We start from the raw sequence: 24,433 nt of genomic DNA, 5'->3' as shown, positions 1-24,433 counted from the left end.
GTTCCGTTCCACCAACCACAAGGAGACATCCAGCATGACAAGCTTCACACGTCGCATCGCACTCACGGCCGTTGCGGCCGCGGCGCTCGCGAGCCTGCCCGCACTCGCCGCCGAAAAAGTGAACCTCGGCGTTTCGATTCCGGCGGCCACGCACAGCTTCATGGGCGGCATCAACTACTGGGCCAACCAGGCGAAGAAGGATCTGGAGAAGGAACACAAGGACCTGAAGATCACGATCAAGACCGCGGCCAACGCGCCCGAGCAGGCGAACCAGCTGCAAGACCTCTCGACCGTCACCAAGATCAACGCGCTTGTGGTGTTCCCGTTCGAATCCGCCGCGCTGACCAAGCCGGTGGCGCAGGTCAAGGCCAAGGGCGCCTACGTGACCGTGGTCGACCGCGGCCTCACCGACACCAGCGCGCAGGATGCGTACGTGGCCGGCGACAACACCGCCTTCGGCCGCATTCCGGCCGAGTACATCGTGAAGCAGCTCGGCGGCAAGGGCAACGTGGTTGCGCTGCGCGGCATTGCCACCACGCTGGACAACGAGCGCATGGACGCCTTCAACGCGGTGCTCAAGGGCAGCCCCGACATCAAGCTGCTCGACGCCAAGTACGCCAACTGGAACCGCGACGATGCGTTCAAGGTCACGCAGGACTACCTCACGCGCTTCAAGAACATCGACGCCATCTGGGCGGCCGACGACGACATGGCCGTGGGCGTGCTCAAGGCCATCGAGCAGGCCAAGCGCGACGACATCAAGATCATCTTCGGCGGCGCGGGCGCCAAGGGCATGGTCAAGACCATCATGGACGGCAAGGACAAGCGCATCGGCGCCGACGTGAGCTACTCGCCCAAGTTCATCTACGACGCGATCAAGCTCACGGCCGAAGCGCGGCTGAAGGGCGAGAAGCTGCCCGCGACGACGATCATTCCTTCGGTGCTGATCACCAAGGAAAACGCCAAGGACTTCTACCACCCCAATTCGCCGTTCTAAGGTGACCGAGATCGCTTCCCGCAAGCTGCGCTGCGCCATGGTCGGCGGCGGCCGCGACGCCTTCATCGGCGCCGTGCACCGCAACGCCATGGCGCTCGACGGACAGATCGAGCTGGTGGCCGGCGCGCTGTCGTCGAGCGCGGAGAAGGCGCGTGCCTCGGGGCGCGACCTGCACCTGGCGGACGACCGCAATCACGGCGACTGGCCGTCGCTCTTGGCCGACGAGCTGAAGCGCCCGCTGGAAGAGCGCATCGACTTCGTCTCCATCGTCACGCCCAACCACGTGCACTTTCCGGTCGCGCAGGCTTTCGTGGAAGCCGGCTTCCACGTGGTGTGCGACAAGCCGCTGGTGCACACGCGCGCGCAGGCCGACGCGCTGGTCGCGGCCGTGAAGAAGCAGGGCACGCTGTTCGGCGTGACCTACAACTACACCGGCTACCCGATGGTGCGGCAGGCGCGCGAGATGGTCCGTTCGGGCCAGCTCGGCGAACTGCGCAAGGTGGTGGTCGAATACAACCAGGGCTGGCTTGCGAGCCAGCTCGAAGGCGCCGGCAACAAGCAGGCCGACTGGCGCACCGACCCCGCAAGGAGCGGCGCGGCCGGCGCCATCGGCGACATCGGCTCGCACGCCGAGAACCTGGTCGCCAGCGTCACCGGCCTGGAGATCGAGAGCCTGTGCGCCGACCTGAGCGCGCTGGTGCCGGGCCGCATGCTCGACGACGACGGCAGCCTGCTGCTGCGCTTCAAGGGCGGCGCGCGCGGCGTGCTGATTGCTTCGCAGATCAACACGGGCCTGGAGAACGACCTGCGGCTGCGCGTCTCGGGCACGCTCGGCACGCTCGAGTGGCGGCAGGAGCAGCCGAGCCAGCTGGTGCACCTGCCGCACGACGGGCCGAAGCGGATCCTCACGCGCGGTTCGCCATGGCTGTGCGAGGCGGCGCAGCGCGCCAGCCGCCTGCCGGCCGGCCATCCCGAAGGCTTCATCGAGGCCTTTGCCAACATCTATGCCGGCATCGTGGCGGACATCCGCGCACGGAATGCGGGCCAGCAGGCCGATGCCATCGCGGCCGACTACCCGCGCGTGGAAGACGGCGCGCGCGGCGTGCGCTTCATCGAGCGCACGGTGGCGTCGGCCCAAAGCGAATCAAAATGGACGCCCTGGTAGGGCCGCGGGCTCGCTTGCGCGAGTTCCAGGCGCACCGCATCGGGCGTCCATGACATTTTCTTCTTTCGAGAACCCGCCGCTTTCGAATCCGCAGCCCTGGCTTCGCGCCCTGGGCCGGCGGTGCCGCGCGCTCTGGCCGCTGAAGCTGGTCGGCAACACGGTCGCGACCGCGGGGTTCTTCCCGCTGTATTTCTGGGTCATGAAGAACGCCGGCCAGCCCTGGACGCTGCCGCTCACCGCGTTCGACCGGCTGATCGCCTTCTGGCCGGCGCTGCTGTCGGTCTATCTTTCGCTCTGGCTCTACATTGCGCTGCCGGTGTTCCTTGCCAAGGACAGGCGGGAGCTCTGGAGCTTTGCGCTGGGCTGCGCCTTCATGACCGGCATTGCGCTCGTGGTGTTCTGGTTCGTGCCCACGGCCATCCCGAACTTCAGCATCGACACCAGCCCGGGCACCTCGCTGCATTTGCTGAAAACCGTCGATGCGGCCGGCAACGCGTTTCCGTCGCTGCACGTGTCGTTCTCCGTGTTTGCCTGCGTGGTGCTCGCGCGGCAACTGCGCGAGGTGGCTGCACCCGCGTGGATTCGCGCTCTCAACATCGCGTGGGCCGTGGCCATCGTCTATTCGACGATGGCGGTGCGCCAGCACGTGCTGGTCGACGTGCTCGGCGGGCTGGCGCTGGGCATCGGCTTCGGGCTGGCCTCGCGCCCCCGCAAGGCCGTGGCGGCGGCGGCGGCGGTGCAGGCACGGCCGGCGTAGGCCGATTGCGCTATTCCATCCGCGCGCCGCGTGCGGTAGAACCCGGGCATCGTTTTCTTCGAACCGACGCGGAGCCCGCCATGAAGATTCGCCTGTCCACCATTGCCCTCTTCATGCTGGCCTGCAGCACGACCGTGCCCGCGCTGGCCATCGACTATCCCGCGCGCAAGCCCGGCCTCTGGGAGATGAAGATGGGGGACGGCGCCGGCGGCGCCAACAGCGCGCCGGCGCAGACCATCCAGCAATGCATCGACGCCGCCACCGACCAGGCGCTGCGCGACATGGGGCAGGGCATGGGCAAGGACGCCTGCTCGAAGCAGGAGATGCGCAGGGAAGGCGGCACGCTGGTGATCGATTCCGTGTGCAGGATGGGCACGACCACCGCCACCAGCCACGCGGTGGTCACGGGCGACTTCGGTTCCAGCTACCGGATGGAAAGCAGCTCGACCTACAAGCCGCCGATGATGGGCAAATCCAGCGGGAGCTTCGTCATGGAGGCGAAGTGGGTCGGCCCGTGCAAGGCCGGGCAGAAACCCGGCGACATGATCATGGGAAACGGCATGAAGATGAACGTCGTCGACATGATGAAGGGCCAGCCGAAGAAATAGCTAGCCCATCAGGCTCACGTGCGCCGACACCACGCGCCAGCCCTCCGGCAGGCGCGCCCAGGTCTGGCTCTGGCGGCCCGTGCGGTCGCTGCCCGTGCGCCTGAACTCGACGTTCGCGACCGCAAAGTCCTGCCCGAAGGTGGTGATGGCCCTGGCGGTGATCTCGCGCTCGAGGTTGACCGCGGGCCGGCCCTGGCGGAACGCGCGTATCGCGTCGTAGCCGTAGAGGTTCTCGCTCGCGCCGTAACGCAGCGTGTGCGGCGAATCCCAGAAGAGCCTGTCGAGCACCGGCACGTCGTTGGTGACGAGCGCGCGCTCGTACTCGGCGAATGCGGACTCGACTTCGGCGAGCACGGCGGGCAGGTTGATGTCGGTCATGGAAACGGTCATGGCTTGCATTACTTTCCGCCCCAGTGCACGAAGCGCCGCTCCGCCACCAGGAACACGAGGTTCATCACGTAGCCGAGCAGGCCCGCCGCGAAGATCGAGGCGTACATGTCGGGCATGTCGAAAATGGTTTGCGCATTCATGATGCGCTGGCCGAGGCCATCGGTGGAGCCGATGAACATCTCGGCCACGATCACGATCACCAGTGCGATCGATACGCCGGAGCGCATGCCGACGAACACCTGCGGCATCGATTCGAGCAGGATCACGTCGGTCAGCACGCGCCAGCGCGGCGCGCCCATCACCTTGGCCGCGAGCTGGCGCTGCTTGCGTGCGCTCATCACGCCGTAGGCAACGTTGAACAGGATGGCCAGCGCCGCGCCGAAGGCCGCGACCGCGATCTTGGTGGCCTCGCCGACGCCGAACAGCACCAGGAACAGCGGGAACATGGCCGAGGCCGGCGTCGAGCGGAAGAAGTCGATCGCGAACTCGATCGATTCGTAGATCTTCTCGTTCGACCCCAGCACGATGCCGAGCGGCACCGCGATCACGAGCGCAAGGCCGAAGGAGGTGACGGTGCGCACGATGGTCTTGAAGAAGTCGCCCCACAGCGTGCCGTGCGCAAGGCCGTTCCAGAAGGCCGCGAGCGCCTCGAGCGGCGAGGGCAGCAGCACCGGGTCGACCGCGCGCGTCGCATGCACGAAGGCCCAGAGGCCGATCAGCGCGGCGATGCCGAACAGCGGGCGCAGGCGGGCGCCGAAGGCGTTGGCGCGATGGGCGAGGCTCATGGCTTGCGCACCTCCCGCTGGAACACGTCCAGCGCGCGGGTCTTGGTGGCGATGAAGGCCGGCGTGATCGTGGTGTCGGCCGTGCGCGGGCGCGCCACGTCGAAGGGCAGGTTCTCGGCCACGCGCGTGGGCCGCTTGGTCAGCAGCAGCACCTCGTCGGCCAGCAGCACGGCCTCGTCGAGGTCGTGCGAGACCAGCAAGGTGGTGGTCCGGCGTTCGACCAGCACCTTCTGCAGCCGCTCGCGCAGGAACATCACCATCTCGTAGTCGAGCGCGGAGAAGGGCTCGTCGAGGAACAGCACCTCGGGGTCGACCACCAGCGCCCGCATGATCGACACCAGCTGCTGCTGGCCGCCCGACATCTGGTAGGGGTAGCGCTGCAGGTCGAGCTTGACGTCGAAGCTCTCCATCAGCCTGTCCATGCGCCGCTGCTGCTCCACCTTCGACAGGTTCAGGTACTGCAGCGGGTAGCGGATGTTGTCGATCGCGCGCAGCCACGGGAACACCGCCTCGCGGTAGTTCTGGAACACGTAGCCGATGCGCGTCTCGCGCGCTTCCTTGCCCTCGAACAGGATCTGCCCGCTGTCGCACGGCAGGATGCCCGCGATCATGTTGATCAGCGTGCTCTTGCCGCAGCCGTTGGGGCCGAACACCGACATGATCTTTCCCTTCGGAATGTCGAGGTCGAAGTTGTCGTAGATGGTCGCGTCCTGGAAGCGCTTGGTCAGCCCGCGGATCGTGATGTGCGTGCCCTTCGGATACCAGCGGTGCGAGGCGCCGGCGTCCGCGGCCTCGGGCGCGGCGGTGCCGATCGGCAGATGGGTGCCCATGGTGCGCATCAGAAGGCCCGCACCAGCGCCTTGCCGTCGATCCTGTCCTTGACCACGCCCAGTTCGGTGCCGATGTCCAGGAACTTCTGGAAGTCGCCCACGTCGGCGGGGGCCATGTCCCTGGCCATCACGATGCGCGGCAGCGGCACGGTGGCGGCCAGCTCGGGCGGCACCTTCATGCCCTGCACCAGGTAGCCGCGCGCGCTGCTGTCGGCCTGCGCCTCCTTCACGCCGCGCGCCCACGCGGCGGCGAAGCGCCTGGCCACGTCGGGCTTGTCGGCCATGAACCTGCCCGACATCACGGCGCCGGCCGCGAAGGCCGAGGCGCTCTTGTTGCCCAGCAGGTAGGTGGAGATCACGCCGGCCTCGATGCGCTTGCCGATCTTCTGCGCGACCATGATGGTGGCCGACGGCTCGAGCGTGTAGCCGCCGTCGAAGTTGCCCGACTGCAGCGCGCCCAGGTGCACGCCGATCTGCTGCTCCTGGATCGTGAAGTCCTTGCCTTCGGCCAGGCCCACCTTCCTGAGCACCGCGCGCGCCGCGCCGATGTTGGCGGGGCCGGGCGCCGAGAACAGCTTGAAGCCGTTCCTGAAATCCTTCAGCGTCCGCGCCGGGCTGTCGGCCTTGACGACGAACTGCTCGATCACGTGCTGCGCGTTCTGCCCGTTGAGCGAGATGTACTTCAGCGTGTTGGGCCGGCGCGATTCCATGTTGGCGCCTTCGAGCGTCACCAGGTTCACCGCCGCGTCGATGCCGTTCGACACCAGCGCCTGCACGGTCAGCGGGTGGCTGGTCATGGGCACCTCCTCGATCTCCAGGTCGGCCTCCTTGAAGTAGCCGCGGTTCACGGCCACGTAGAACGGCAGCGCCGCGCTCGAGGGGAACACGCCGACCTTGATCCTGTCGGCCGCCTGGGCCGGCAGCACCGCGAACGCGGCGAGGACGAAGGCCGCGGCGCCGGCGAGGCGGGCGGTGGCGCGAAGGGGCGCGGCGAAGAAAGGCGCAGGGCGTGGCATCGTGGGAATCTCCGGAACGGGGTGGCGGGGTCAGGGCGGGGTCAGGGCAGGATAGGCAAGCGGATCGAAGAAGGAGCTGCCGGCGCGGTACACGCGCGCGGCCGACATGTCGGGCGGCGCGCCGTCTTCCACCGCGCCTTCGAAGGTGAGCTCGAGCTGCACGCCGCTCGGGTCGTAGACGAACAGCTGCCACAGCGTGGTGCCGGGCACGAGGAATTCGCGCCAGTCCAGCCCCGCGGCGCGAAAGCGCGCGACATAGGCGTGGTAGCCCGAGCAGGCCAGCGACACATGGTCGATGGCACCGCTGCCGTGCGGCACCTGGCCGCCCGGGCCCAGCGCCGGGCCGCCGGCATAGACGTGGATGATGGCCTGCCCGCCCGGCTGTCCGCAGGCCAGCCATGCGCCGGGGTAGCCGAAGTCGGGCCGCGCGATCTCGCGCAGGCCGATCACGCCGGTCCAGAAGGCGCGGGTGCGGCCGAGGTCGGCGGTCTTGATTGCGAGATGGAAGAGGCCGTGCGTGATGGCGGCGTTGGTTGCTGTCATGGCGCAGGCACCGGTTCGCGCTGGCCCAGCGACACGTCGCGGAACAGGGTGGAAAGGTCGCCGAGGAACGCGGGCCCGGTCTTCCAGCGCGTTCCGGCCACCGGATCGGCGCCGGCCAGCATGGTGTCGGTGGCCGTGATCGACAGCGCCATCGCGAAGCGGATGCGCTCGCGCCGCGCGGCGTCCACCAGCGCCAGCCAGCCGCGCGGCGCCCGGCGGCCGGCGCGGATCTCGCGCTCGAGGATCAGCGCGGCGGCGCAGGCGTCCTCCATGGCCTGGGTCGCGCCCTGGCCCAGCGTGGGTGCCATGCCGTGGGCGCTGTCGCCCAGGTACATCACGTTGGAATCGGCTTCGCCGAACAGCACGTCGGACTCCTGCATGCGGGCCCAGTGGCTGTGCGGCAGGTTTGCGCACATGGCGTCCATCAGCCATTGCACCTGTGCGCTCGGCGCACCCTGCGCGGGCTGGTAGGTGGCACGCATCGTGGCTTCGGTCTTCCATTCGTCGCGCAGCGGCGCGCCGGGTTCGACCGGGTAGGTCGCCGCGATGTAGACATGCCCCGGCGGCACGCGGAAGGCCAGCAGCCGGTGCGGGCCATTGAACCACTGGCCGTAGTCGTCGATCAGGCCGGCGCTGGTGTCGGGCACCAGCGTGCGCAGGATCGCCACGCCCACGTGGCGCGGCTCGGGCAGGCCCGAGAACGCGGCGCGGGTGGCGGAGTAGCGGCCGTCCGCGCCGACCAGCAGGTCGATGTCGTCGATGCGGTGCTCGACGCCGCCCTGGAGGTAGCGCACGGCGGTGCGTCCGCCGCCGCCCGTGGCCGCGGCGATAGACGCGATCTCGCAGCCATACCGGATCGCCGCGCCCGCGCCTTCGCGCAGCACGCGGTAGAGCGCCGACCAGCGGATGCGGATGCCGGGGTTGTCCGCCACCTGCGACAGCGGCAGGTCGAACAGCACCGTGCCGTCGGTCAGCGCGATCTGCCAGTGCTTCCACGGCAGGCTCGCGGCCTCGACCTCGGCGGCCAGCGCCGCGTCGCACAGGCGCAGCGCCTTGACCGCGTTGGGGCCCACGTTCAGGCCGGTGCCGGCCTCGGAGTGGTCGTCGGGGCCGACGCGCTCCAGGCAATGCAGTTCGACGCCGGGCAGCGCGGCGAGCCGGCGGGCCAGGATGGCGCCGGCCACGCCGGCACCGATGATCACGATCTTCATGCGGATGAGCTCTCGCTGAGAGGCGCCGCCGCGGCAGGCGCGCGACGCCGGTGTTGCCAGGAGCGGCGTTGTTCGAAGGCGTGGCCGGTGGCGTACATGGTGGGTGCGGGCACCTGCAGGATGCGTACCAAGTCCGCGCCGGCGTCGGTTTGCGGGCGTGCCGTCATGCCGCGTGCGCGATCACCGCGACCAGTCCGCCGCCGTCCGGCCCCTGGTGCTCGGCGCCCCCCGAAACGAAGATGCGCGCGTCGCCCAGCACACCGGCCACCATGCCGCCGACCGCGCCGCGGATGTGGCGCTGGGCATTGATGTCGGTGTCGTCGAGCATGGTGTGGCGCGCGCCGCGCACGTGGCCACGGCGGTCGGGCTCGCACTTGACGAACACCGCCGCCACCCGCGCCGCATCGGCCGCGCCCAGCTGGGGCGCCGCGTTCATGCCCAGCGGCCGCAGCGCCTCGGCCACCGCGCCGATGTCCAGCGCGTCGCGCATCGGTGCGCAGGCCATGCGCAGCGTGCCTTCCCATGCCGCGCTGTGGCCGAGCACGATCACCTCGTTGGCCTCGACCTCGACGCCCGACGAAATGCTCGCGCGGCGGCAGAAGCGCTCGAAGTCGACCAGCATCGCGGCTTCCAGCGCCGGGTCGTCGGGCAGCTCGCCCAGGGCGATCGCCACGCCGAAAGCGCCGGCGGCGCGCGCCGCCGCCATCGAGCGGCCCGAGTCGGCGGTCAGCACCGTGTGGCCGGCCGCGGCGGCCGCCTGGGCGCGCGCGGCCGTCACGCAGGGGCACTTGACCTGCACGAAGGCCACGTCCTCGGCGCGGGCGATGCCGGCGCCGCGCATCGCCTCGCGCACCGCGGCGGCCACCGACGCCACCTGCGCCCAGCGCCCGACATGCTGCGCGGGCAGCGGCGCGCTGACGGCCGTGCCGATCGCGAGCGCGCCCGGGCCGGGCCCGGCGGCCGCGTCCGCGGCGGGCCGCCCGCTGCGGGCGAACACCACGTAGTGCGGGCTCAGCACACCCTCGGTGCCGCCCGACAGGATGCAGGGCAGCTCGCGCAGCAGTTCGGCGGCCGGCCGGCCCAGGCGCGCGGCCAGCAGGCTCATCAGCGTCTGCGTGAAGTAGCCGCGCGTGAAGTCGTTGACGCCGCCATTGCCTTCGGTCTTGCCGATCACTGCCACCACCTGCGCGGGCTCGATCGCGCCCTCGTCGAACAGCGCGGCGAGCGCCGAGAGATCGCCCGGATGCGCCATCGGCAGCCGGTGCACGGCCAGGCGCGGGCGCGTGGCGGCCTGCGTCGGCGCGGTGCCTGGGGGGAGGAGGGTGGAGGCGTTCATGGATGCTGCGGTGCAACAGATGAGCGCAGTATGGGCAGCCGGGGTGCAAACCTCCAGCGCAATGTTTCGCTCGGACCGAGCGCAAATTGTGTGCAGTGGGCGATTCGCCGCGTTCGCGGCCGCGCGCCCGCAGGCCGCTCAGCCCGGCAGCGCCGCCAGCCGGTTGACCAGCGTTTCCATGAACGACAGCGTGGCGATCGGCAGCATGCGGCCGGCGCGCGCCGCCAGCACCAGCTGGCTGTGCGCCAGCGCCCGGTCCGACAGCGGGATCGACACCAGCTCGCCGCGCCGCACCTCGTTGAGCGTGCCGATCTGGAACTGGAAGCTGATCGCGCCCGTCTGCCGCGTGAACTCCTTGAGCGTCTGCACGGTGCTGGCCTCCAGCGCGACCTGCAGCGCGATGCGCGAGCGCGCCATCACGTCGTCCAGCAGCCGGCGGCTGCCGAACGACCGGTCGCCCAGCGCCACGGTGTACTTCTGGCAATCGGCCAGCCGCAGCGTGGCGCGCTTCGCCAGCGGGTGGTCGGGCCGCAGCATCGCGCACAGCGGCTGCGCGATCGCGCTGATCACGCGCAGCGTCTCCGACGGCTGCGGGTCGTGCACCAGGATCAGTTCGACATCGTCGGCCATCAGCGACGCGGCCAGGTTGCCCGTCACGCCCGAGACGATCTGGAACTGCACGCCCGGGTGCGTCTGCTGGTAATGCGCGATGGTGCCGGGGATCAGGTCGGTCGCGACCGATTCGGCGCAGCCGATGCGCACCGTGCCGCGCACCAGCCCGCGCAGCTGCTCGATCTGCGACTCGGCCGAGCGCATGTCGGCCATGCTGCGCCGCACCGCGGTGATCAGCACCTCGCCCGCTGCCGTGAGGCGCACGCCGCGCGGCAGGCGCTCGAACAGCGGCGTGCCGATGTCGGACTCGATCTCGAGGATCTTGCGGTTGAGCGCCGTCGAGGCCACGTGCAGCTTCTCGGCCGCCTTGCGGATCGACCCCGCGCGCGCGACGGCATCGAGGTAGACGAAGTGGCGAGGCGGATGCAGCATGGGTGTGGCGAAGATTGTTCCACAGGGCCTTCGGCACGCGGACTGTCGCGCCGGCCTACGATGTCGGGCCATGACCGCGCCGCTGCCCCACAGTTCCGCTTTGCGCCCTGGCGACCTCGTGGTGGCGCGGCCCGAGGGCCTCTACTGCCCGCCCGGCGACTTCTACATCGACCCCTGGCGGCCGGTGGCGCGCGCCGTCATCACCCATGCGCACTCCGACCACGCGCGCGCCGGCCACGGCCACTACCTCGCGCACACCGACAGCGCCGGCACGCTGCGCACCCGCCTTGGCGACGACATCGCGCTGCAGACGCTGCCGTATGGCGAGGCGATCGGGCACCACGGCGTGCGCATCTCGCTGCATCCGGCCGGCCATGTGCTGGGCTCGGCGCAGGTGCGGCTCGAACACGGCGGCCGCGTGTGGGTGGCCTCGGGCGACTACAAGACCGAGCCCGACGGCACCTGCGCGCCCTTCGAACCCGTGCCCTGCGACACCTTCATCACCGAGTCGACCTTCGGCCTGCCGATCTACCGCTGGCCCACGCAGGCGGCGCTGTTCGCCGAGATCGACGCCTGGTGGCGCGCCAACGCCGAGGCCGGCCGCGCATCGGTGCTGTTCTGCTATGCCTTCGGCAAGGCGCAGCGCATCCTGTATGGCGTGGACGCCTCCATCGGGCCGATCGTGGTGCACGGCGCGGTCGAGCCGCTCAATGCGGTGTACCGCGCCGCGGGCGTGGCCTTGCCGCAGACCCTGCGGGTGACCGATGCGGGCGTCGATGCCGCGCTGCTCAAGCGGGCGCTGGTGCTGGCGCCGCCCTCGGCCCAGGGAACGCCATGGATGCGCCGCTTCGGCCATCATGCCGACGCCTTCGCGAGCGGCTGGATGCAGCTGCGCGGCACGCGCCGCCGGCGCGGCGTGGACCGCGGCTTCGTGATGTCGGACCACGCCGACTGGCCCGGTCTGCAGCAGGCCATCGCGGGCACGGGAGCCGAGCGGGTGTTCGTCACCCACGGCAGCGTGGCGGTGATGGTGCGCTGGCTCAGCGAGAACGGATTGGAAGCGCAGGGCTTCAGGACCGAGTACGGCGACGAAGATGACGAGCAAACTCCCTCCCCTTCCCGGGGGAGGGCCGGGGAGGGGGCAAGCGGGCGCCCGATGCGGACGCGGCCAGCCCCCATCCCGACCTTCCCCCCGAAGGGGGAAGGAGCAAAGCCATGAAGGATTTCGCGGCGCTCTACCGCGAGCTCGACGCGAGCACCTCGAGCCTTGCCAAGCAGGCCGCGCTGCAGCGCTACCTGCGCGAGGCCGATCCGGCCGATGCGGCGTGGGCCGTGTACTTCCTGGCCGGCGGCAAGCCGCGCCAGCTCGTGCCCACCAAGCTGCTGCGGCTGCTCGCGCAGGAAGCGGCGGGCCTGCCCGAATGGCTGTTCGACGAGAGCTACGAGGTGGTCGGCGACCTGGCCGAAACCATCGCGCTGCTGCTGCCGCCGCCCACCGAGGCGCACGACCTCGGCCTGGCGCGCTGGGTCGAGGAGCACCTGCTGCCGCTGCGGGAGGCCGGCAAGGCGGCGCCCGACGAACTGCCCGCGCGGCTGCGCGCGCAGTGGCGCCAGCTCGCGGCCGAAGAGCGGCTGGTGTACTTCAAGCTCATCACCGGCGCCTTCCGCGTGGGCGTGTCGAAGCTGCAGGTCACGCAGGCGCTCGCGGGCGTGGGCGGCATCGATCCCAAGCGCGTGGCGCAGCGCCTCATGGGCTACACCCACATCGGCGGCCGCCCGCGGGCGGAAGACTACCGCGCGCTGATCGCGCCGGAGTCGGGCGCGGAGCAGGTACAGAAGACCAGCGGGCAGCCCTACCCGTTCTTTCTTGCGCATGCGTTCAACCTGCCGCTCGAGCAGTTCGATGCCGTGCTCGGTCCGCCGGCCGGCTGGATCGTCGAATGGAAGTGGGACGGCATCCGCGCGCAGCTGGTCAAGCGCGCGGGCGTCGCCTGGCTGTGGTCGCGCGGCGAGGAACTGGTGACCGAGCGCTTTCCCGAGCTGGCCGTGCTGGGCGATGCGCTGCCCGACGGCACGGTGCTCGACGGCGAGATTGCCGTCTGGCGCGACGACAGGGTGCAGCCCTTCGCGGAGCTGCAGAGGCGCATCGGCCGCAAGACGCTGGGCGCGAAGCTGCTGCGCGAGATCCCGGTGGTGCTGCTGGCCTACGACGTCCTCGAATGGGAAGGGCGCGACCTGCGCGCGCTGCCGCAGTCGCAGCGCCGGCTGCTGCTCGACGAACTCGTCACGCGCATGCCGCACCCGTCGCTGCTGCCGAGCCCGATGCTCACCGGCATCGAATGGAGCGACTTCGCACGCCAGCGCGAAGCGGCGCGCAGCATGGGCGTGGAAGGCATGATGCTCAAGCGCCGCGACGCGCAGTACGGCGTGGGCCGCACCAAGGACGTGGGCGTGTGGTGGAAGTGGAAGATCGATCCGCTCAGCATCGACGCCGTGCTTGTCTACGCACAGCGCGGCCACGGCCGGCGCGCGAGCCTCTACAGCGACTACACCTTCGCCGTCTGGGACGGCCCGCCCGAGCAGGAAGGCCGCAAGCTCGTGCCCTTTGCCAAGGCCTATTCGGGCCTCACCGACGCCGAGATGGCGCGCGTGGACGCGATCATCCGCAAGACCACCGTCGAGAGCTTCGGCCCGGTGAAGAGCGTCAAGCCCACGCTGGTGTTCGAGCTGGGTTTCGAAGGCATCGCGCGCAGCGCGCGCCACAAGAGCGGCATCGCGGTGCGCTTTCCGCGCATGCTGCGCTGGCGCGAAGACAAGCCGGTGGCGGAAGCCGACACCCTGCAGACGCTGGCCGCGCTGCTGCCGTCATGACCGCGCCGCCTGACCCCGCATTTCTCCCTCCCCTCCCGGGGGAAGGCCGGGGTGGGGGTAAGCGGCGTATCAAGAGCCAGCCGCCTGTGCTCGAAGGCCGCGAGCCCCCATCCCGGCCTTCCCCCGGAAGGGGAAGGAGCAAGGCAGCAGCAGTCAAGGCGGCGCTCGACGCGTGGTTTGCAGCGCGCGGCTGGAAGCCTTTCAAGTTCCAGCGCGACGTATGGAAGGCCGTGGCCGCGGGGCGCTCCGGGCTGCTGCATGCGACCACCGGCGCAGGCAAGACCTACGCGGTGTGGCTCGGCGCGCTGCAGGCGTTCTCGTCTGCGCCGCCGCCGCCCTCGCGCAGCGGAAAGACCACGCCGCCGCCGCTCACCGTGCTCTGGATCACGCCCATGCGCGCGCTCGCGGCCGACACGCTGCGCGCACTGCAGCAGCCGCTCGAAGCGATGGATGCCCAGGGCATCGACGTGCACCGCTGGAGCGCCGGCGCGCGCAGCGGCGACACCTCGTCGGCCGAGCGCAGCGCGCAGAACGAGCGCCTGCCGACCGTGCTCGTCACCACGCCCGAGAGCCTTTCGCTGTTGCTCGCGCGCGCCGATGCGGGCGAGGTGCTGGGCCGCGTGAAGATGGTGGTGGTCGACGAATGGCACGAGCTGCTCGGCAACAAGCGCGGCGTGCAGGTGCAGCTGGCGCTCGCGCGGCTCAGGCGCTGGAATGCGGGGCTCGCGGTGTGGGGCATGTCGGCCACGCTCGGCAACCTGCAGGAGGCCATGCACGCCTTGCTGGGCCGAGAAGATGGCCGTCAAGAGGGCGTGCTGGTGCAAGGCGCGGTGCCCAAGAAGCTGGTGGTCGATTCGCTGCTGCCCGGCCGGGCCGAGCGCTTTCCGTGGGGCGGCCACCTGGGTCTCACGATGCTGCCGCAGGTGCTCGACGAGATTGCCGCCAGCAGCACCACGCTGGTGTTCACCAACACGCGCTCGCAATCGGAGATCTGGTACCAGGCGATGCTCGAGGCGCGGCCCGAATGGGCCGGCATCATCGCGCTGCACCACGGCTCGCTCGACCGCGCGGTGCGCGAGTGGGTCGAGCGGGGCCTGAAGAACGGCGAGCTCAAGGCGGTGGTCTGCACCTCGAGCCTGGACCTGGGCGTGGACTTCCTGCCGGTCGAGCGCGTGCTGCAGATCGGTTCGCCCAAGGGCGTGGCGCGGCTGCTGCAGCGCGCGGGGCGCTCGGGCCATGCGCCGGGCCGGCCGTCGCGCATCACGCTCGTGCCCACGCACAGCATCGAGATGGTCGAAGGCGCCGCGGCGCGCGCGGCCATCGCGGCCGGCCACATCGAGGCGCGCCACACGCCGGTGCAGCCGCTCGACGTGCTGGTGCAGCATCTGGTGACCGTGGCGCTCGGTGGCGGCTTCGTGCCCGACGACCTGTATGCCGAAGTGCGCGGCACCGCCGCCTATGCGGATCTGTCGCGCGAGAGCTGGGCGTGGTGCCTGGCCTTCGTGTCGCAGGGCGGGCCTTCGCTGGCCGCGTATCCCGACTACCGCCGCGCGGTGCCTGATGCAGAGGGCGTCTGGCGCGTGCCGGACGCGCGGCTCGCGCGGCGCCACCGCATGAACATCGGCACCATCGTGAGCGACGCGAGCATGGCGGTGCAGTACATGGGCGGCGGAAAGATCGGCAACGTCGAGGAGAGTTTCGTTGCGCGCATGAAGCCGGGCGACTGCTTCCTGTTCGGCGGCCGGATGCTCGAGCTCGTGCGCATCCACGACATGACGGCCTGGGTGCGGCGCGCCACCGGCAAGCGCGCCGCAGTGCCGCGCTGGAGTGGCGGGCGCATGCCGCTGTCGACCACGCTGGCCGATGCGGTGGTGCAGCAGCTCGCGCTGGCCGGCGAGGGGCGCTATCCATCGCCCGAGCTGCAGTGCGTGCGGCCGCTGCTCGAGATCCAGCAGCAATGGTCGGCCCTGCCCACGCCGCAGACCCTGCTGGCCGAAACGCTCGCCACGCGCGAAGGCTCGCACCTGTTCCTCTACCCCTTCGCGGGGCGCCACGTGCACCTGGGGCTTGCCAGCCTGCTGGCCTGGCGCGTGGCGCAGCACGAGGCGCGCACCTTCTCCATCGCGGTGAACGACTACGGCTTCGAGCTGCTCAGCGCCACGCCGGTCGACTGGCCCGCGCTGCTGCCGCAGGCGCTGCGCCTGCTCCAGGGCGAGGATGCGCATGCCACGCTGCTGCACGAGGTGCTGGCCTCGCTCAACGCAGGCGAACTGGCGCAGCGCCGCTTCCGCGAGATTGCGCGTGTCTCGGGGCTGATCTTCCAGGGCTATCCGGGCGAGAAGCGCAGCAGCAGGCAGCTGCAGGCCTCGTCCTCGCTGTTCTGGGAGGTGTTCCGCAAGTACGACCCGGCGAACAAGCTGCTGCTGCAGGCCGAGCAGGAGCTGCTCGCGCAGGAACTCGAAATCGGCCGCCTGAGTGCCGGCCTCGCGCGCATGGCCACTCAACAGCTGGTGCTGAAGCCGCTCGAGCGGCCCACGCCGTTCTCGTTCCCGCTCATGGTCGAGCTGTTCCGCGAGAAGCTGTCGAACGAGAACGTGGCCGACCGCATTGCGCGCATGGTCGAGCAGCTCGAAAAGGCCGCCGGCGGCGTGGTCACGGCCGGGGGGGTGGAGCGCGTGAAGAGCACGCTCGCGTTCGGGCAGGAAGGGCCCGGCAAGCCGCCGGCCACGCCGCGCCGGGAGCGCAGGTCGCGATCACGGCCGTCACGGCCCTTGCCGCCGCTGTGAGCCGTTCAGTTCAACCCGCGCCGTGCGCCTTGACCCAGCGCACGATGTCCGCCGCGCCCATGGCGCCGGCCTGGCGCGCCACTTCGCGGCCGCCGCGGAACAGCGCCAGCGTCGGAATGCTGCGGATGTTGAAGCGCGCGCCAAGGGTCGGCACCGCCTCCGTGTCGACCTTGGCCAGCCGCACCTGCGGTTCGAGCTGGGCCGCGGCCTGCTCGTAGCCCGGTGCCATCTGGCGGCACGGGCCGCACCAGGGTGCCCAGAAGTCCACCAGCACCGGGATTTCATTGCGTGCAATGTGGCGGTCGAAGGTCTTTTCGTCCGGCAGCGCGGTGGAATGGCCGGTGAAGAGCGCGCGGTGGCAGTTGCCGCAGTCGGGCGCACTGCCCAGCTGCGCCGCGCGCACGCGGTTGGTCGTGTGGCAGTGCGGGCAGACGATGTGCAGCGAAGGCGTTTCGGTCATACCGGGGAACTGGGGCCTGCGGGGTGAATTGCAAGACGGCCGCCCGCCCGCGCTTCTTTTGCGACACTCGTTGCCCGTGACTGCTTCGAATCTTCTTTCCGCGTCGGCGCTCCCGGTCCAATGGGCCGGGGAACTGTTGCATCTGTTGCCCGAGCACGCCGTCTGGTGGCCCGACGGCCGCGTGCTGTTCATTGCCGACCTGCACATCGGCAAGGCCGCGACCTACCGCGCGCTGGGGCAGCCGGTGCCGGGCGGCACCACGCAAGAGAACCTGGCGCGGCTCGACGCGCTGATCGCGGCCCATGGGCCGCAGCGCATCGTGTTCCTTGGCGATTTCCTGCATGCGGCGCAGGCGCGCACGCCCCGGGTGCTGGCGGCGCTTGCCGCCTGGCGCGCCACGCATGCCTCCATCGGCATGGTCCTGGTGCGGGGCAACCACGACAGCCGCGCGGGCGATCCGCCCGCCGCACTCGGCATCGACGTGGTCGACGAGCCTTATCTGCTCGGGCCTTTTGCCTGCTGCCACCATCCGCAGGCGCATGCCACGCATTTCGTGCTCGCGGGGCACCTGCATCCCGTGTGCAGGCTGCATGGACCGGGGCGCGACAGCGTGCGGCTGCCGTGTTTCGCGAGCGACGCGCAGCAGGCGGTGCTGCCGGCTTTTGGCGAGTTCACGGGCGGGTGGCTGATGGAGCGCGCACCGGGGCGGCGCTTCTATGCGGTGGGCGGAGAAAGCGTGTGGGCGCTGCCGCCATCGGAGCAAGAGGTTTAGCTCCTTCCCCTCCGGGGGAAGGTTGGGATGGGGGCTGGCAGAGCGTGCCCAATGCCAACGCCGCTTGCCCCACCCGGCCTCCCCCGGAAGGGGAGGGAGAAATTCAAAGGACGACGGGCTCGTCGGGCAGTTCGTTGGTGTCGGGCTCGTTCTCGGCCAGCGGAAAGTGCGCCACCAGCAAGGCCGACATTTCTTCCAGCGCCTGCGTGAGCCCGTCCTCGAAGCGGCCTTCGCGGAACGCCGCGCCCATGCGCTGCGCCATCGCGGCCCACTCGGCATCGTCGACGCGCGCATCAATGCCGCGGTCGGCCACGATCTCGATCGCATGCTCGGCCAGCAGCAGGTAGACGAGCACGCCGTTGTTGTGCGCGGTGTCCCACACGCGCAGCTTGCCGAACAGCGTGACGGCGCGTTCCTTGGGAGCCGCATGGCGCCACAGGTAGGACAGCGGCAGGCCGGCCTCGACGCAGAGGCAGATTTCGCCGCTGTGGCGGCGCTCGCTTGCGCGCACGCGTTCGGCCAGGCGTTCCAGTGCATCGGCGGGCAGCGCGCGGCGAACCGCGGCCTCGTCGACCCAGCTGTGGCGCCAGATGCGGCCGAGCTTCGAGAGGAAAGTGGGGGCTGCCATGTTCACCAGTTCCCGGAGGCACCGCCGCCGCCGAAATTGCCGCCGCCGCCGGAACTGAAACCACCGCCGCCACCGCCCCCGCCGCTGCTCCAGCCCCCGCCGCCGCCGCCGCCACTGCTCCAACCGCCTCCGCCCGGCCGGACTGCGCCCGAAAGGAACGAGACCACGAGCGCGACCAGCCCGGCGATCACCGCGATGGCCACGCTGGTGGTGAGGAAGAAGGCGATCACGCCGATGCCGCCGCCCATGAGGACCGAACCCAGCTTCTTGCCCACGATGGCGCGAACGATGGGCGCGCCCACGAAGACCGCGACGAACAGGAAGATCGCGAGGTTCTCCCAGTCGAAGTCGCCGCCCTGCGAACGGCCGCTGTTGCCGCTGCGCGCAGGCTCGGGCAGCGGCTCGCCGTCGACCAGGCCGATGAGCCGGTCCACCGCCGCATTCAGGCCGCCCGCGAAATCGTTGTTGCGAAAGCGCGGCTTCATCTCTTCGTCGATGATGCGGCTTGCCGCGAGGTCGGGCACCGCGCCCTCGAGCGCCTTGGCGGTCGCGATGCGCATCCTGCGGTCGTCCTTGGCCACGATCACGAGCAGGCCGTCGCCGACGTTCTTGCGGCCGATCTTCCAGGCATCGCCGACGCGCTGGGCGTAGCTCTCGATGTCCTCGGGCGCCGTGGTCGGCACCATCAGCACGACGATCTGCGAGCCCTTGCGCTGTTCGAAGGCGGCGAGCTTGGTGTCGAGGCCTGTTCTCTGCGCCGCGTCGAGCGTGCCGGTCTGGTCGATCACCCGCGCCGTGAGCGCGGGCACCGGCAGCAGGCCCTGCGCCCATGCCGTTGCCGCAAGGCCGCCCCATGCGGCCGCCGCCAGCAGGACGGTGGCCAGCGCGCGGCGGAAGAGGGCAAGGGCCATCAGGGGGCGTCTTACTTTTTAGGTGTACTGAAATCGACCGTCGGCGGCGTCGAGATCTGCGCTTCGTTCTGCACCGAGAAGTTGGGCTTGGGCTGGTAGCTGAAGATCTTGGCCGTGATGTTGGTCGGGAAGCTGCGGGTCAGCACGTTGTACTCCTGCACTGTCTGGATGTAGCGGTTGCGCGCCACGGTGATGCGGTTCTCGGTGCCTTCGAGCGTCACGCGCAGGTCGCGGAAGGCCTGGTTGGCCTTCAGTTCCGGATAGCGTTCTGCCACCACCATGAGCCGCGAGAGCGCCGAGGAGAGCTCGCCCTGCGCCTGCTGGAACTTGTTGAAGGCCTCGGGGTTGTTCAGCGTCTCGGGCGTGACCTGGATCGAGGTGGCCTTGGCGCGCGCCTCGATCACCTTGGTGAGCGTGTCCTGCTCGAAACTGGCCTCGCCCTTGACGGTGGCCACGATGTTGGGCACCAGGTCGGCGCGCCGCTGGTACTGGTTGAGCACCTCGCTCCAGGCCGATTTGCTGGCCTCGTCGAGCGACTGGAACTGGTTGTAGCCACAGCCGCTCAGCGACAGGACGGCCGCGAGAATCAAGAGCCAGCGCTTCATCATCATTTGCATTACCTCCGCAGAAGAGCCGGAAGTTAGCATAGATGTCTTCATGCCCCTTGATCCACTTCAAGCCCTGCAGGCCGCAAACCGTGCGGTGCGGCCCGTTGCCGCGGCGGTGAACGGCACGTTGCTGATCGCGGGTGCGACCGGGGCCCTGGGGCAGGAGCTGCTGCGGCGGCTCGCGGGCCACCACCGTTTCGCCCATGCCCGCGTGCTGGCCCGCGAGCCCATTCGCGACGGCCTGCGTGGCGTGGAGACTTTCCTGTGCCCGGAGCTGCCGATCGCGCAGTGGGCGCTGACATCGGCCGACACCGCCGTCGTCGCCTTCGACCCGCCGCGGCTCTACCACGACCGCGAACGCGCGCTCTGGGTGCCGCAGCCTTCGGACCTGCCCGAGCTCGCGCGCTGGCTGCGCGCCTGCGGCGTGCGGACGCTGGCCATCGTGCAGCCGCACGACCAGGGCAAACTGCCCGAGGCGCTCAAGCGCGGGCTCGCGAGCCTCGACGAGCAGGCCGTGGTCGCCAACGGCTTCGACCGCGTGATCCTCGTGCGTTCGGCGCGCAAGCCGCTCCATGCGAAGTTCGCCAACCCCGCCGAAAGACTCGCGGCCTGGATGCTGTCGATCGCGCGCTTCATGGTGCCGAGCAGCGAGCAGCCGGTGCGCGCATCGAAGGTGGCCGAGCTGGTCGACCTGGCGCTGCGCATCGCGCCGCCGGGCGTGCACGTGGCGGCGCCCGAGCTGGTGTGGGAGTCCGCGCAGGGCGACATGCAGGCCGTGGCCCGCCGCTGGCTCCAGCCCGAGGCCCCGGCCCCGCAGCCCTAGCCGAAACGCAGCGAGCGCAGCCCCACGGTACGGTCGACCCAGACGACAGCCACCAGCGTGACCACGATGCTCACCGTCGACACGGCCGCAGCCGTCGGGTCGAAGTCCCAGCGCAGGTAGTCGAACAGCTGCAGCGGCAGTGTCGTCATGCCGATGCCCTTGAGCAGCAGCGACATGTTGAACAGGTCGAACGAGATCACGAATGCGAACAGCGCGCCCGTGATGATGCCGGGCTTGATCAGCGGCAGCGTCACGCGCACGAAGGCCCGCCACGGCGAAGCGCCGAGGCTGCGCGCGGCCTGCTCCAGCGAGCCGTCCTGGTTGTAGAGCGACGACGCGACGTTGGTGAACACGTAGGGCAGCGTGACCAGCACGTGGCCCACCAGCAGCCCGAACATCGTGCGCGTGCCGACGCCGCTCGCGTACAGGAAGAACAGCAGCGCGATCGCCGTGAGGATCTCGGGCAGCATGAGCGGCAGCATCAACAGCATGCGCAGGCCCTCGCGCAGCCGCGTGGCATGGCGCACCACGTAGAGCGCGCCGGCCACGCCGATCACGGTCGAGCACACGGTCGCGATGGCCGCCACCTGCAGCGAGGTGCCGATGGCGCGCATGAAGGCCTCGTTGGCGAACAGCGCGCCGAACCAGCGCAGCGAGATGCCCTGCGGCGGAAAGGTCAGGAACTCGCCTGCGTTGAGCGACATCAGCACGATCACCGCGATCGGCAGCAGCAGGAACACGTAGACCGCGCCGACGTACGCCAGGCCCACGGCATCGGCCGCGCGCGTGGCCAGGGGTTTGCGCTTCGTTCTCATTGCAGGCCTTTCATGAAGCGACCGGTGAGGCGGGCATAGACCCACACCGCCACCATGCCGCAGGCCGAGAGCACCAGCGCCTGCGCCGCGCCGGCGGGCCATTGGAAGTTGTCGATCAGGTTCTGCACCACCAGCACCGACATCGTCTTGACCTGCGCGCCGCCCAGCATCACCGGCGTCACGTAGGCGCTCAGCGTGAGCACGAACACGAGGACGGTGCCGGCCTGGATGCCGGGCCACGACATCGGAAGAACGAGCCGCCAGAACACCTTGAGCCGGGAGGCGCCGAGCGAGCGCGCGGCCTGCTCCAGCGTCGGGTCGATGCTCTGGATCACGCCCACCAGCGGCAGGATCATGAACGGCAGGAACACATGCACCAGCGCGATGGTCACGCCCAGGCGGTTGTTCATGAGCTGCAGGCCGGTCTCGACCAGCCCGAGATCGATCAGCACGCGGTTGATCACGCCGTTGCCCGACAGCAGGATCAGCCAGCCGAAGCTGCGCACCACCACGCCCACCAGCAGCGGCGACAGCACCAGCACATACAGCAGGCTGCCCCAGCGCGAACGCGAGCGCGCGAGGTGGTAGGCCACGGGGTAGCCCAGCAGCAGGCAGATGGGCACGGTCGTCGCGCCGAGCACAAGCGTGTCGGCCAGCACGCCGAGGATGTAGCCGTCGCCGAGCGCATGGGCGTAGTTGGCGAGCGTGAAGCCCGCGCCATAGGGTGCCCCCGCGGCCGTGGGCCGCAGGCTCATGGCGATGATGTTCAGGTAGGGCAGCACCAGGAACACGCCGATCAGCACCAGCGCGGGTGCGATCAGCCAGAACGCGCCGCGTCCCGGGCGCGCCTTGCGCCGGGCGCTGCTGCGCGGCGGCGCTTCGGCCGTCATCACGGCGCTCATGGCGCGGCCGAGATGATCCAGGCGTGGCCCGGGTCGAAGGCAAAGGCCGCCTGCGCGCCGGCGTCCATGCGCCGGCCCGGCGAGGTCTGCACCAGCAGGCCCTGGCCACCGGCGCACTGCACCGTGTGCTCGACCGTGCTGCCGAGGAAGTAGGCCGACTGCACGCGTCCTGCGTAAGGCCCGTCGTTGCGGAAGCGGATCGCCTCGGGGCGGATCGTCACGTGCACCGGCTGCCCTGTCGCAAGGGGCTGGTCGTGGCTTGCCGGCACGCTGCCGAGCGCGGTGCTCACGCGGTAGGTGGGATACGGACCGGGTTCGTCGGTCAGGCCTTCGACGCTGCCTTCGATCAGGTTCGAGCGGCCGATGAAGCGCGCCACTTCCACGCTGCGCGGGCGCATGTAGATCGCCTCGGGAACGTCGAACTGCAGCAGCTTGCCGCCGAGCATCACGGCCACGCGGTCGGACATCACCATCGCTTCCGACTGGTCGTGCGTGACGTAGAGCGTGGTGATGCCCACGCGCTTCTGCAGTTCGCGGATGAACACGCGCATGTCCTCGCGCAGCACCGCGTCGAGGTTCGCGAGCGGTTCGTCGAGCAGCAGCAGGCGCGGCTCGATCACCAGCGCGCGCGCCAGCGCCACGCGTTGCTGCTGGCCGCCCGAGAGCTGGCGCGGATAGCGCTCGGCCAGGGCGGTGAGCTGCACCATCGCGAGCACGTCGTCGATGCGGCGCCTGCACTCGGCCTTGCCGATGCCGCGCATCTCCAGGCCGAACGCCAGATTGCGCCACACCGTCAGGTGCGGAAACAGCGCGTAGTTCTGGAACACCATGCCGATGTCGCGCTTCTCGGGCGGCAGGTCGGTGATGTCCTCGTCGTTCAGGCGCACGCGGCCTTCGTCGGGAAACTCGAACCCGGCCACGCAGCGCAGCGTGGTCGTCTTGCCGCAGCCGCTCGGGCCCAGCAGAGAGATGAATTCGCCTTCCTCGGTCTGGAGGTCGAGGTGCGCGATGGCCGGCGCGGGTGCGTTGTCGAAGTGCTTGCGCAGACCGTCGAGCGACACCCGCGTGGTGCGGCGGCCCGTGGCAGCACGCGCGAGGGTGGCCTCGCTCACTTCATCTCCCGGTTCCAGCGGTCGGTGATGGCCGCGACCTGCGGGTTCACCTTGGCCCAGTCGAACTGGAAGATCGACTTCATGCGGTCCCCGCTCACCGGCACGTCCTTGGCGAGGTCGGACGGGAGCTTCGAGCGGGTGTTGGTCGGCGAGGTGAAGAACTCCTTGGCCATCATTTCCTGCACGTCGGGGCGCAGGATGAAGTCGAGGTACTTGTAGGCCTCTTCCTTGGCCGGCGCATTCTTCAGTACGTTGAACGACTGTTCGAAGGCCAGCACGCCCTCGGTGGGCACCACCATCTCCACGGGCACGCCCTTTTTCTGCAGGGCCACGATCTCGGGGAAGTCGATCACCGCCACCGTCACGTCGCCGCGCGTGAGCATGGTCGACAGCGTGCCGCTCCAGTCGGCCTGCGTGAACGGCAGGAGCTTCTTGATCTCGGTGAAGGCGCGGTCGATCGCGTCCTGCGAGCCGCCGTAGAGCTTGGCCGTCATCAGAAGGAACAGCATCGCGGCCGTGTTGCCGATCTGGTAGAGGCCGATCTTGCCCTTGAACTCGGGGTTGCTCCACAGGTCCGACCACGACTTGGGCGGCGTCTTCACCAGGTCCTTGCGGTAGCCGATGCCGATGGTCGAGACAATGCCGCGCACCCCGTTGTCCTCGGCATTGCGCAGGATCGGGTACACGCTTGCGAGGTTGGGCACCTTGGCCGCGGGAATGGGCTCGAAGTAGCCTTCGGCACGCACCAGGCTCGCGATGTTCTCGTTGACCATCAGGATGCTGTAGGGCGGCTTCGCGACGCCGGCTGCGCGCAGGTTGGCCACGAAGTTCTTGCCCAGGCCCACGTCGAGCGTGGTTTCCACGCCGGCCGCTTTCATGAACGTGGGCATCAGGTCGGAGCGCCAGAATTTTTCCCAGCGGCCGCCGTAGGTGTTGACGACGAGGTTCTGCGCGGCGAAGGACATGCCCGGCATCGCGAGCGCGGACATGCCGGCTGCGGCGGCCATGGCTTGCAGGCAGTCGCGGCGGGAGAAGGCTTTCATGGTGAGTCCTGGGAAGAAAG

The 24,433-nt window shown here is 69.9% G+C and carries 25 protein-coding genes; 9 read left to right on the top strand and 16 right to left on the bottom strand.

Annotated elements, in window-relative coordinates; translation table 11 throughout:
• The first annotated feature begins 34 nt into the window (after positions 1-34).
• From VAPA_RS24780 to VAPA_RS24765, 4 genes are all read left to right on the top strand, one after another.
• Positions 35-997: a substrate-binding domain-containing protein gene (locus VAPA_RS24780; protein WP_021012751.1), complete on the top strand. Its 963-nt coding sequence runs from the start codon at positions 35-37 to the stop codon at positions 995-997.
• 37 nt (positions 998-1,034) lie between these two features.
• Entirely contained in the window at positions 1,035-2,162 is a 1,128-nt protein-coding gene (locus VAPA_RS24775; RefSeq protein ID WP_021012750.1) for a Gfo/Idh/MocA family protein, read from the top strand.
• A 49-nt stretch (positions 2,163-2,211) separates the two neighbouring features.
• A complete protein-coding gene (locus VAPA_RS24770; RefSeq protein WP_021012749.1) occupies positions 2,212-2,919 on the top strand; it encodes a phosphatase PAP2 family protein in 708 nt (235 codons plus the stop codon).
• An 80-nt stretch (positions 2,920-2,999) separates the two neighbouring features.
• The gene (locus VAPA_RS24765) at positions 3,000-3,527 is read left to right on the top strand and encodes a DUF3617 domain-containing protein (RefSeq protein WP_021012748.1); all 528 of its coding nucleotides are present in this window, start codon (positions 3,000-3,002) and stop codon (positions 3,525-3,527) included.
• Here VAPA_RS24765 and hpxZ read toward each other — a convergent pair whose 3' ends face one another.
• From hpxZ to VAPA_RS24725, 8 genes are all read right to left on the bottom strand, one after another.
• Positions 3,528-3,917 (bottom strand): oxalurate catabolism protein HpxZ, encoded by a 390-nt coding sequence (gene hpxZ, locus VAPA_RS24760; protein ID WP_230558931.1) that lies wholly within the window; start codon positions 3,915-3,917, stop codon positions 3,528-3,530. It lies immediately after the preceding gene.
• A gap of 8 nt (positions 3,918-3,925) precedes the next feature.
• Positions 3,926-4,702, bottom strand: a complete 777-nt coding sequence (locus VAPA_RS24755; protein WP_021012746.1) for an ABC transporter permease — start codon at positions 4,700-4,702, stop codon at positions 3,926-3,928.
• The gene (locus tag VAPA_RS24750) at positions 4,699-5,541 is read right to left on the bottom strand and encodes an ABC transporter ATP-binding protein (RefSeq protein ID WP_196232527.1); all 843 of its coding nucleotides are present in this window, start codon (positions 5,539-5,541) and stop codon (positions 4,699-4,701) included. Before VAPA_RS24750 ends, VAPA_RS24755 begins: the two co-directional genes overlap by 4 nt.
• On the bottom strand, positions 5,541-6,548 hold the full coding sequence (locus VAPA_RS24745; protein ID WP_021012744.1) for an ABC transporter substrate-binding protein: 1,008 nt from the start codon (positions 6,546-6,548) through the stop codon (positions 5,541-5,543). The genes VAPA_RS24750 and VAPA_RS24745 overlap by 1 nt, the downstream gene beginning before the upstream one ends.
• Before the next feature lie 30 nt (positions 6,549-6,578).
• Entirely contained in the window at positions 6,579-7,091 is a 513-nt protein-coding gene (locus tag VAPA_RS24740; RefSeq protein WP_021012743.1) for a VOC family protein, read from the bottom strand.
• Positions 7,088-8,302, bottom strand: a complete 1,215-nt coding sequence (locus VAPA_RS24735; RefSeq protein WP_021012742.1) for an FAD-dependent oxidoreductase — start codon at positions 8,300-8,302, stop codon at positions 7,088-7,090. Before VAPA_RS24735 ends, VAPA_RS24740 begins: the two co-directional genes overlap by 4 nt.
• A 163-nt stretch (positions 8,303-8,465) precedes the next feature.
• Positions 8,466-9,638, bottom strand: a complete 1,173-nt coding sequence (gene atzD / locus VAPA_RS24730) for a cyanuric acid amidohydrolase (protein WP_021012741.1) — start codon at positions 9,636-9,638, stop codon at positions 8,466-8,468.
• A gap of 138 nt (positions 9,639-9,776) precedes the next feature.
• Positions 9,777-10,682 carry a LysR family transcriptional regulator gene (locus VAPA_RS24725; RefSeq protein ID WP_021012740.1) on the bottom strand — a complete coding sequence of 302 codons (906 nt, stop codon included), beginning with the start codon at positions 10,680-10,682 and terminating at the stop codon, positions 9,777-9,779.
• Between the two features lie 70 nt (positions 10,683-10,752).
• On the opposite strand from VAPA_RS24725, the gene VAPA_RS24720 reads away from it, so the two are divergent.
• From VAPA_RS24720 to VAPA_RS24710, 3 genes are read left to right on the top strand one after another with little or no spacing between them, the layout of a single operon-like run.
• Entirely contained in the window at positions 10,753-11,901 is a 1,149-nt protein-coding gene (locus VAPA_RS24720) for a ligase-associated DNA damage response exonuclease (protein WP_021012739.1), read from the top strand.
• Positions 11,898-13,553 (top strand): ATP-dependent DNA ligase, encoded by a 1,656-nt coding sequence (locus VAPA_RS24715; protein ID WP_021012738.1) that lies wholly within the window; start codon positions 11,898-11,900, stop codon positions 13,551-13,553. Before VAPA_RS24720 ends, VAPA_RS24715 begins: the two co-directional genes overlap by 4 nt.
• A complete protein-coding gene (locus VAPA_RS24710) occupies positions 13,550-16,339 on the top strand; it encodes a ligase-associated DNA damage response DEXH box helicase (RefSeq protein WP_041946235.1) in 2,790 nt (929 codons plus the stop codon). Before VAPA_RS24715 ends, VAPA_RS24710 begins: the two co-directional genes overlap by 4 nt.
• Before the next feature lie 10 nt (positions 16,340-16,349).
• Here VAPA_RS24710 and trxC read toward each other — a convergent pair whose 3' ends face one another.
• Positions 16,350-16,799: a thioredoxin TrxC gene (trxC, locus tag VAPA_RS24705; protein ID WP_021012736.1), complete on the bottom strand. Its 450-nt coding sequence runs from the start codon at positions 16,797-16,799 to the stop codon at positions 16,350-16,352.
• A 76-nt stretch (positions 16,800-16,875) separates the two neighbouring features.
• Here trxC and pdeM point away from each other — a divergent pair, with 76 nt between their 5' ends.
• The gene (gene pdeM, locus VAPA_RS24700) at positions 16,876-17,571 is read left to right on the top strand and encodes a ligase-associated DNA damage response endonuclease PdeM (protein WP_041946605.1); all 696 of its coding nucleotides are present in this window, start codon (positions 16,876-16,878) and stop codon (positions 17,569-17,571) included.
• Between the two features lie 103 nt (positions 17,572-17,674).
• Here pdeM and VAPA_RS24695 read toward each other — a convergent pair whose 3' ends face one another.
• From VAPA_RS24695 to VAPA_RS24685, 3 genes are read right to left on the bottom strand one after another with little or no spacing between them, the layout of a single operon-like run.
• Positions 17,675-18,199 carry a TPM domain-containing protein gene (locus VAPA_RS24695; protein ID WP_021012734.1) on the bottom strand — a complete coding sequence of 175 codons (525 nt, stop codon included), beginning with the start codon at positions 18,197-18,199 and terminating at the stop codon, positions 17,675-17,677.
• A gap of 2 nt (positions 18,200-18,201) precedes the next feature.
• On the bottom strand, positions 18,202-19,110 hold the full coding sequence (locus tag VAPA_RS24690) for a TPM domain-containing protein (protein WP_021012733.1): 909 nt from the start codon (positions 19,108-19,110) through the stop codon (positions 18,202-18,204).
• Positions 19,111-19,121: 11 nt separating this feature from the next.
• Complete coding sequence (locus VAPA_RS24685) at positions 19,122-19,721, bottom strand: LemA family protein (RefSeq protein ID WP_021012732.1); 600 nt, start codon at positions 19,719-19,721, stop codon at positions 19,122-19,124.
• 46 nt (positions 19,722-19,767) lie between these two features.
• On the opposite strand from VAPA_RS24685, the gene VAPA_RS24680 reads away from it, so the two are divergent.
• Positions 19,768-20,541: a Rossmann-fold NAD(P)-binding domain-containing protein gene (locus VAPA_RS24680; protein ID WP_021012731.1), complete on the top strand. Its 774-nt coding sequence runs from the start codon at positions 19,768-19,770 to the stop codon at positions 20,539-20,541.
• Here the strand turns inward: VAPA_RS24680 and VAPA_RS24675 are convergent.
• From VAPA_RS24675 to VAPA_RS24660, 4 genes are read right to left on the bottom strand one after another with little or no spacing between them, the layout of a single operon-like run.
• Positions 20,538-21,356 (bottom strand): ABC transporter permease, encoded by an 819-nt coding sequence (locus tag VAPA_RS24675; protein ID WP_021012730.1) that lies wholly within the window; start codon positions 21,354-21,356, stop codon positions 20,538-20,540. The two genes, VAPA_RS24680 and VAPA_RS24675, sit on opposite strands and share 4 nt — an antisense overlap.
• Positions 21,353-22,258, bottom strand: a complete 906-nt coding sequence (locus tag VAPA_RS24670) for an ABC transporter permease (RefSeq protein ID WP_230558930.1) — start codon at positions 22,256-22,258, stop codon at positions 21,353-21,355. Before VAPA_RS24670 ends, VAPA_RS24675 begins: the two co-directional genes overlap by 4 nt.
• Complete coding sequence (locus tag VAPA_RS24665; protein WP_021012728.1) at positions 22,255-23,370, bottom strand: ABC transporter ATP-binding protein; 1,116 nt, start codon at positions 23,368-23,370, stop codon at positions 22,255-22,257. The genes VAPA_RS24670 and VAPA_RS24665 overlap by 4 nt, the downstream gene beginning before the upstream one ends.
• Positions 23,367-24,413 (bottom strand): ABC transporter substrate-binding protein, encoded by a 1,047-nt coding sequence (locus tag VAPA_RS24660; RefSeq protein WP_021012727.1) that lies wholly within the window; start codon positions 24,411-24,413, stop codon positions 23,367-23,369. Before VAPA_RS24660 ends, VAPA_RS24665 begins: the two co-directional genes overlap by 4 nt.
• Between the last annotated feature and the right edge of the window lie 20 nt (positions 24,414-24,433).

The sequence above is a fragment of the Variovorax paradoxus B4 genome, assembly GCF_000463015.1.
GTDB lineage: Bacteria > Pseudomonadota > Gammaproteobacteria > Burkholderiales > Burkholderiaceae_C > Variovorax > Variovorax paradoxus_E.
Note: the sequence above shows the minus strand (reverse complement) of the source record. Positions and strands in the feature narration are given on the sequence as shown.

What these genes read in the sequence shown, in the direction of transcription:
- VAPA_RS24780 (WP_021012751.1), top strand. Translation starts at nt 35, where the DNA reads ATGACAAGCTTCACACGTCGCATCGCACTCACGGCCGTTGCGGCCGCG.
- VAPA_RS24775 (WP_021012750.1), top strand. Translation starts at nt 1,035, where the DNA reads ATGGTCGGCGGCGGCCGCGACGCCTTCATCGGCGCCGTGCACCGCAAC.
- VAPA_RS24770 (WP_021012749.1), top strand. Translation starts at nt 2,212, where the DNA reads ATGACATTTTCTTCTTTCGAGAACCCGCCGCTTTCGAATCCGCAGCCC.
- VAPA_RS24765 (WP_021012748.1), top strand. Translation starts at nt 3,000, where the DNA reads ATGAAGATTCGCCTGTCCACCATTGCCCTCTTCATGCTGGCCTGCAGC.
- hpxZ (WP_230558931.1), bottom strand. Translation starts at nt 3,917, where the DNA reads ATGACCGTTTCCATGACCGACATCAACCTGCCCGCCGTGCTCGCCGAA.
- VAPA_RS24755 (WP_021012746.1), bottom strand. Translation starts at nt 4,702, where the DNA reads ATGAGCCTCGCCCATCGCGCCAACGCCTTCGGCGCCCGCCTGCGCCCG.
- VAPA_RS24750 (WP_196232527.1), bottom strand. Translation starts at nt 5,541, where the DNA reads ATGCGCACCATGGGCACCCATCTGCCGATCGGCACCGCCGCGCCCGAG.
- VAPA_RS24745 (WP_021012744.1), bottom strand. Translation starts at nt 6,548, where the DNA reads ATGCCACGCCCTGCGCCTTTCTTCGCCGCGCCCCTTCGCGCCACCGCC.
- VAPA_RS24740 (WP_021012743.1), bottom strand. Translation starts at nt 7,091, where the DNA reads ATGACAGCAACCAACGCCGCCATCACGCACGGCCTCTTCCATCTCGCA.
- VAPA_RS24735 (WP_021012742.1), bottom strand. Translation starts at nt 8,302, where the DNA reads ATGAAGATCGTGATCATCGGTGCCGGCGTGGCCGGCGCCATCCTGGCC.
- atzD (WP_021012741.1), bottom strand. Translation starts at nt 9,638, where the DNA reads ATGAACGCCTCCACCCTCCTCCCCCCAGGCACCGCGCCGACGCAGGCC.
- VAPA_RS24725 (WP_021012740.1), bottom strand. Translation starts at nt 10,682, where the DNA reads ATGCTGCATCCGCCTCGCCACTTCGTCTACCTCGATGCCGTCGCGCGC.
- VAPA_RS24720 (WP_021012739.1), top strand. Translation starts at nt 10,753, where the DNA reads ATGACCGCGCCGCTGCCCCACAGTTCCGCTTTGCGCCCTGGCGACCTC.
- VAPA_RS24715 (WP_021012738.1), top strand. Translation starts at nt 11,898, where the DNA reads ATGAAGGATTTCGCGGCGCTCTACCGCGAGCTCGACGCGAGCACCTCG.
- VAPA_RS24710 (WP_041946235.1), top strand. Translation starts at nt 13,550, where the DNA reads ATGACCGCGCCGCCTGACCCCGCATTTCTCCCTCCCCTCCCGGGGGAA.
- trxC (WP_021012736.1), bottom strand. Translation starts at nt 16,799, where the DNA reads ATGACCGAAACGCCTTCGCTGCACATCGTCTGCCCGCACTGCCACACG.
- VAPA_RS24695 (WP_021012734.1), bottom strand. Translation starts at nt 18,199, where the DNA reads ATGGCAGCCCCCACTTTCCTCTCGAAGCTCGGCCGCATCTGGCGCCAC.
- VAPA_RS24690 (WP_021012733.1), bottom strand. Translation starts at nt 19,110, where the DNA reads ATGGCCCTTGCCCTCTTCCGCCGCGCGCTGGCCACCGTCCTGCTGGCG.
- VAPA_RS24685 (WP_021012732.1), bottom strand. Translation starts at nt 19,721, where the DNA reads ATGATGATGAAGCGCTGGCTCTTGATTCTCGCGGCCGTCCTGTCGCTG.
- VAPA_RS24680 (WP_021012731.1), top strand. Translation starts at nt 19,768, where the DNA reads ATGCCCCTTGATCCACTTCAAGCCCTGCAGGCCGCAAACCGTGCGGTG.
- VAPA_RS24675 (WP_021012730.1), bottom strand. Translation starts at nt 21,356, where the DNA reads ATGAGAACGAAGCGCAAACCCCTGGCCACGCGCGCGGCCGATGCCGTG.
- VAPA_RS24670 (WP_230558930.1), bottom strand. Translation starts at nt 22,258, where the DNA reads ATGAGCGCCGTGATGACGGCCGAAGCGCCGCCGCGCAGCAGCGCCCGG.
- VAPA_RS24660 (WP_021012727.1), bottom strand. Translation starts at nt 24,413, where the DNA reads ATGAAAGCCTTCTCCCGCCGCGACTGCCTGCAAGCCATGGCCGCCGCA.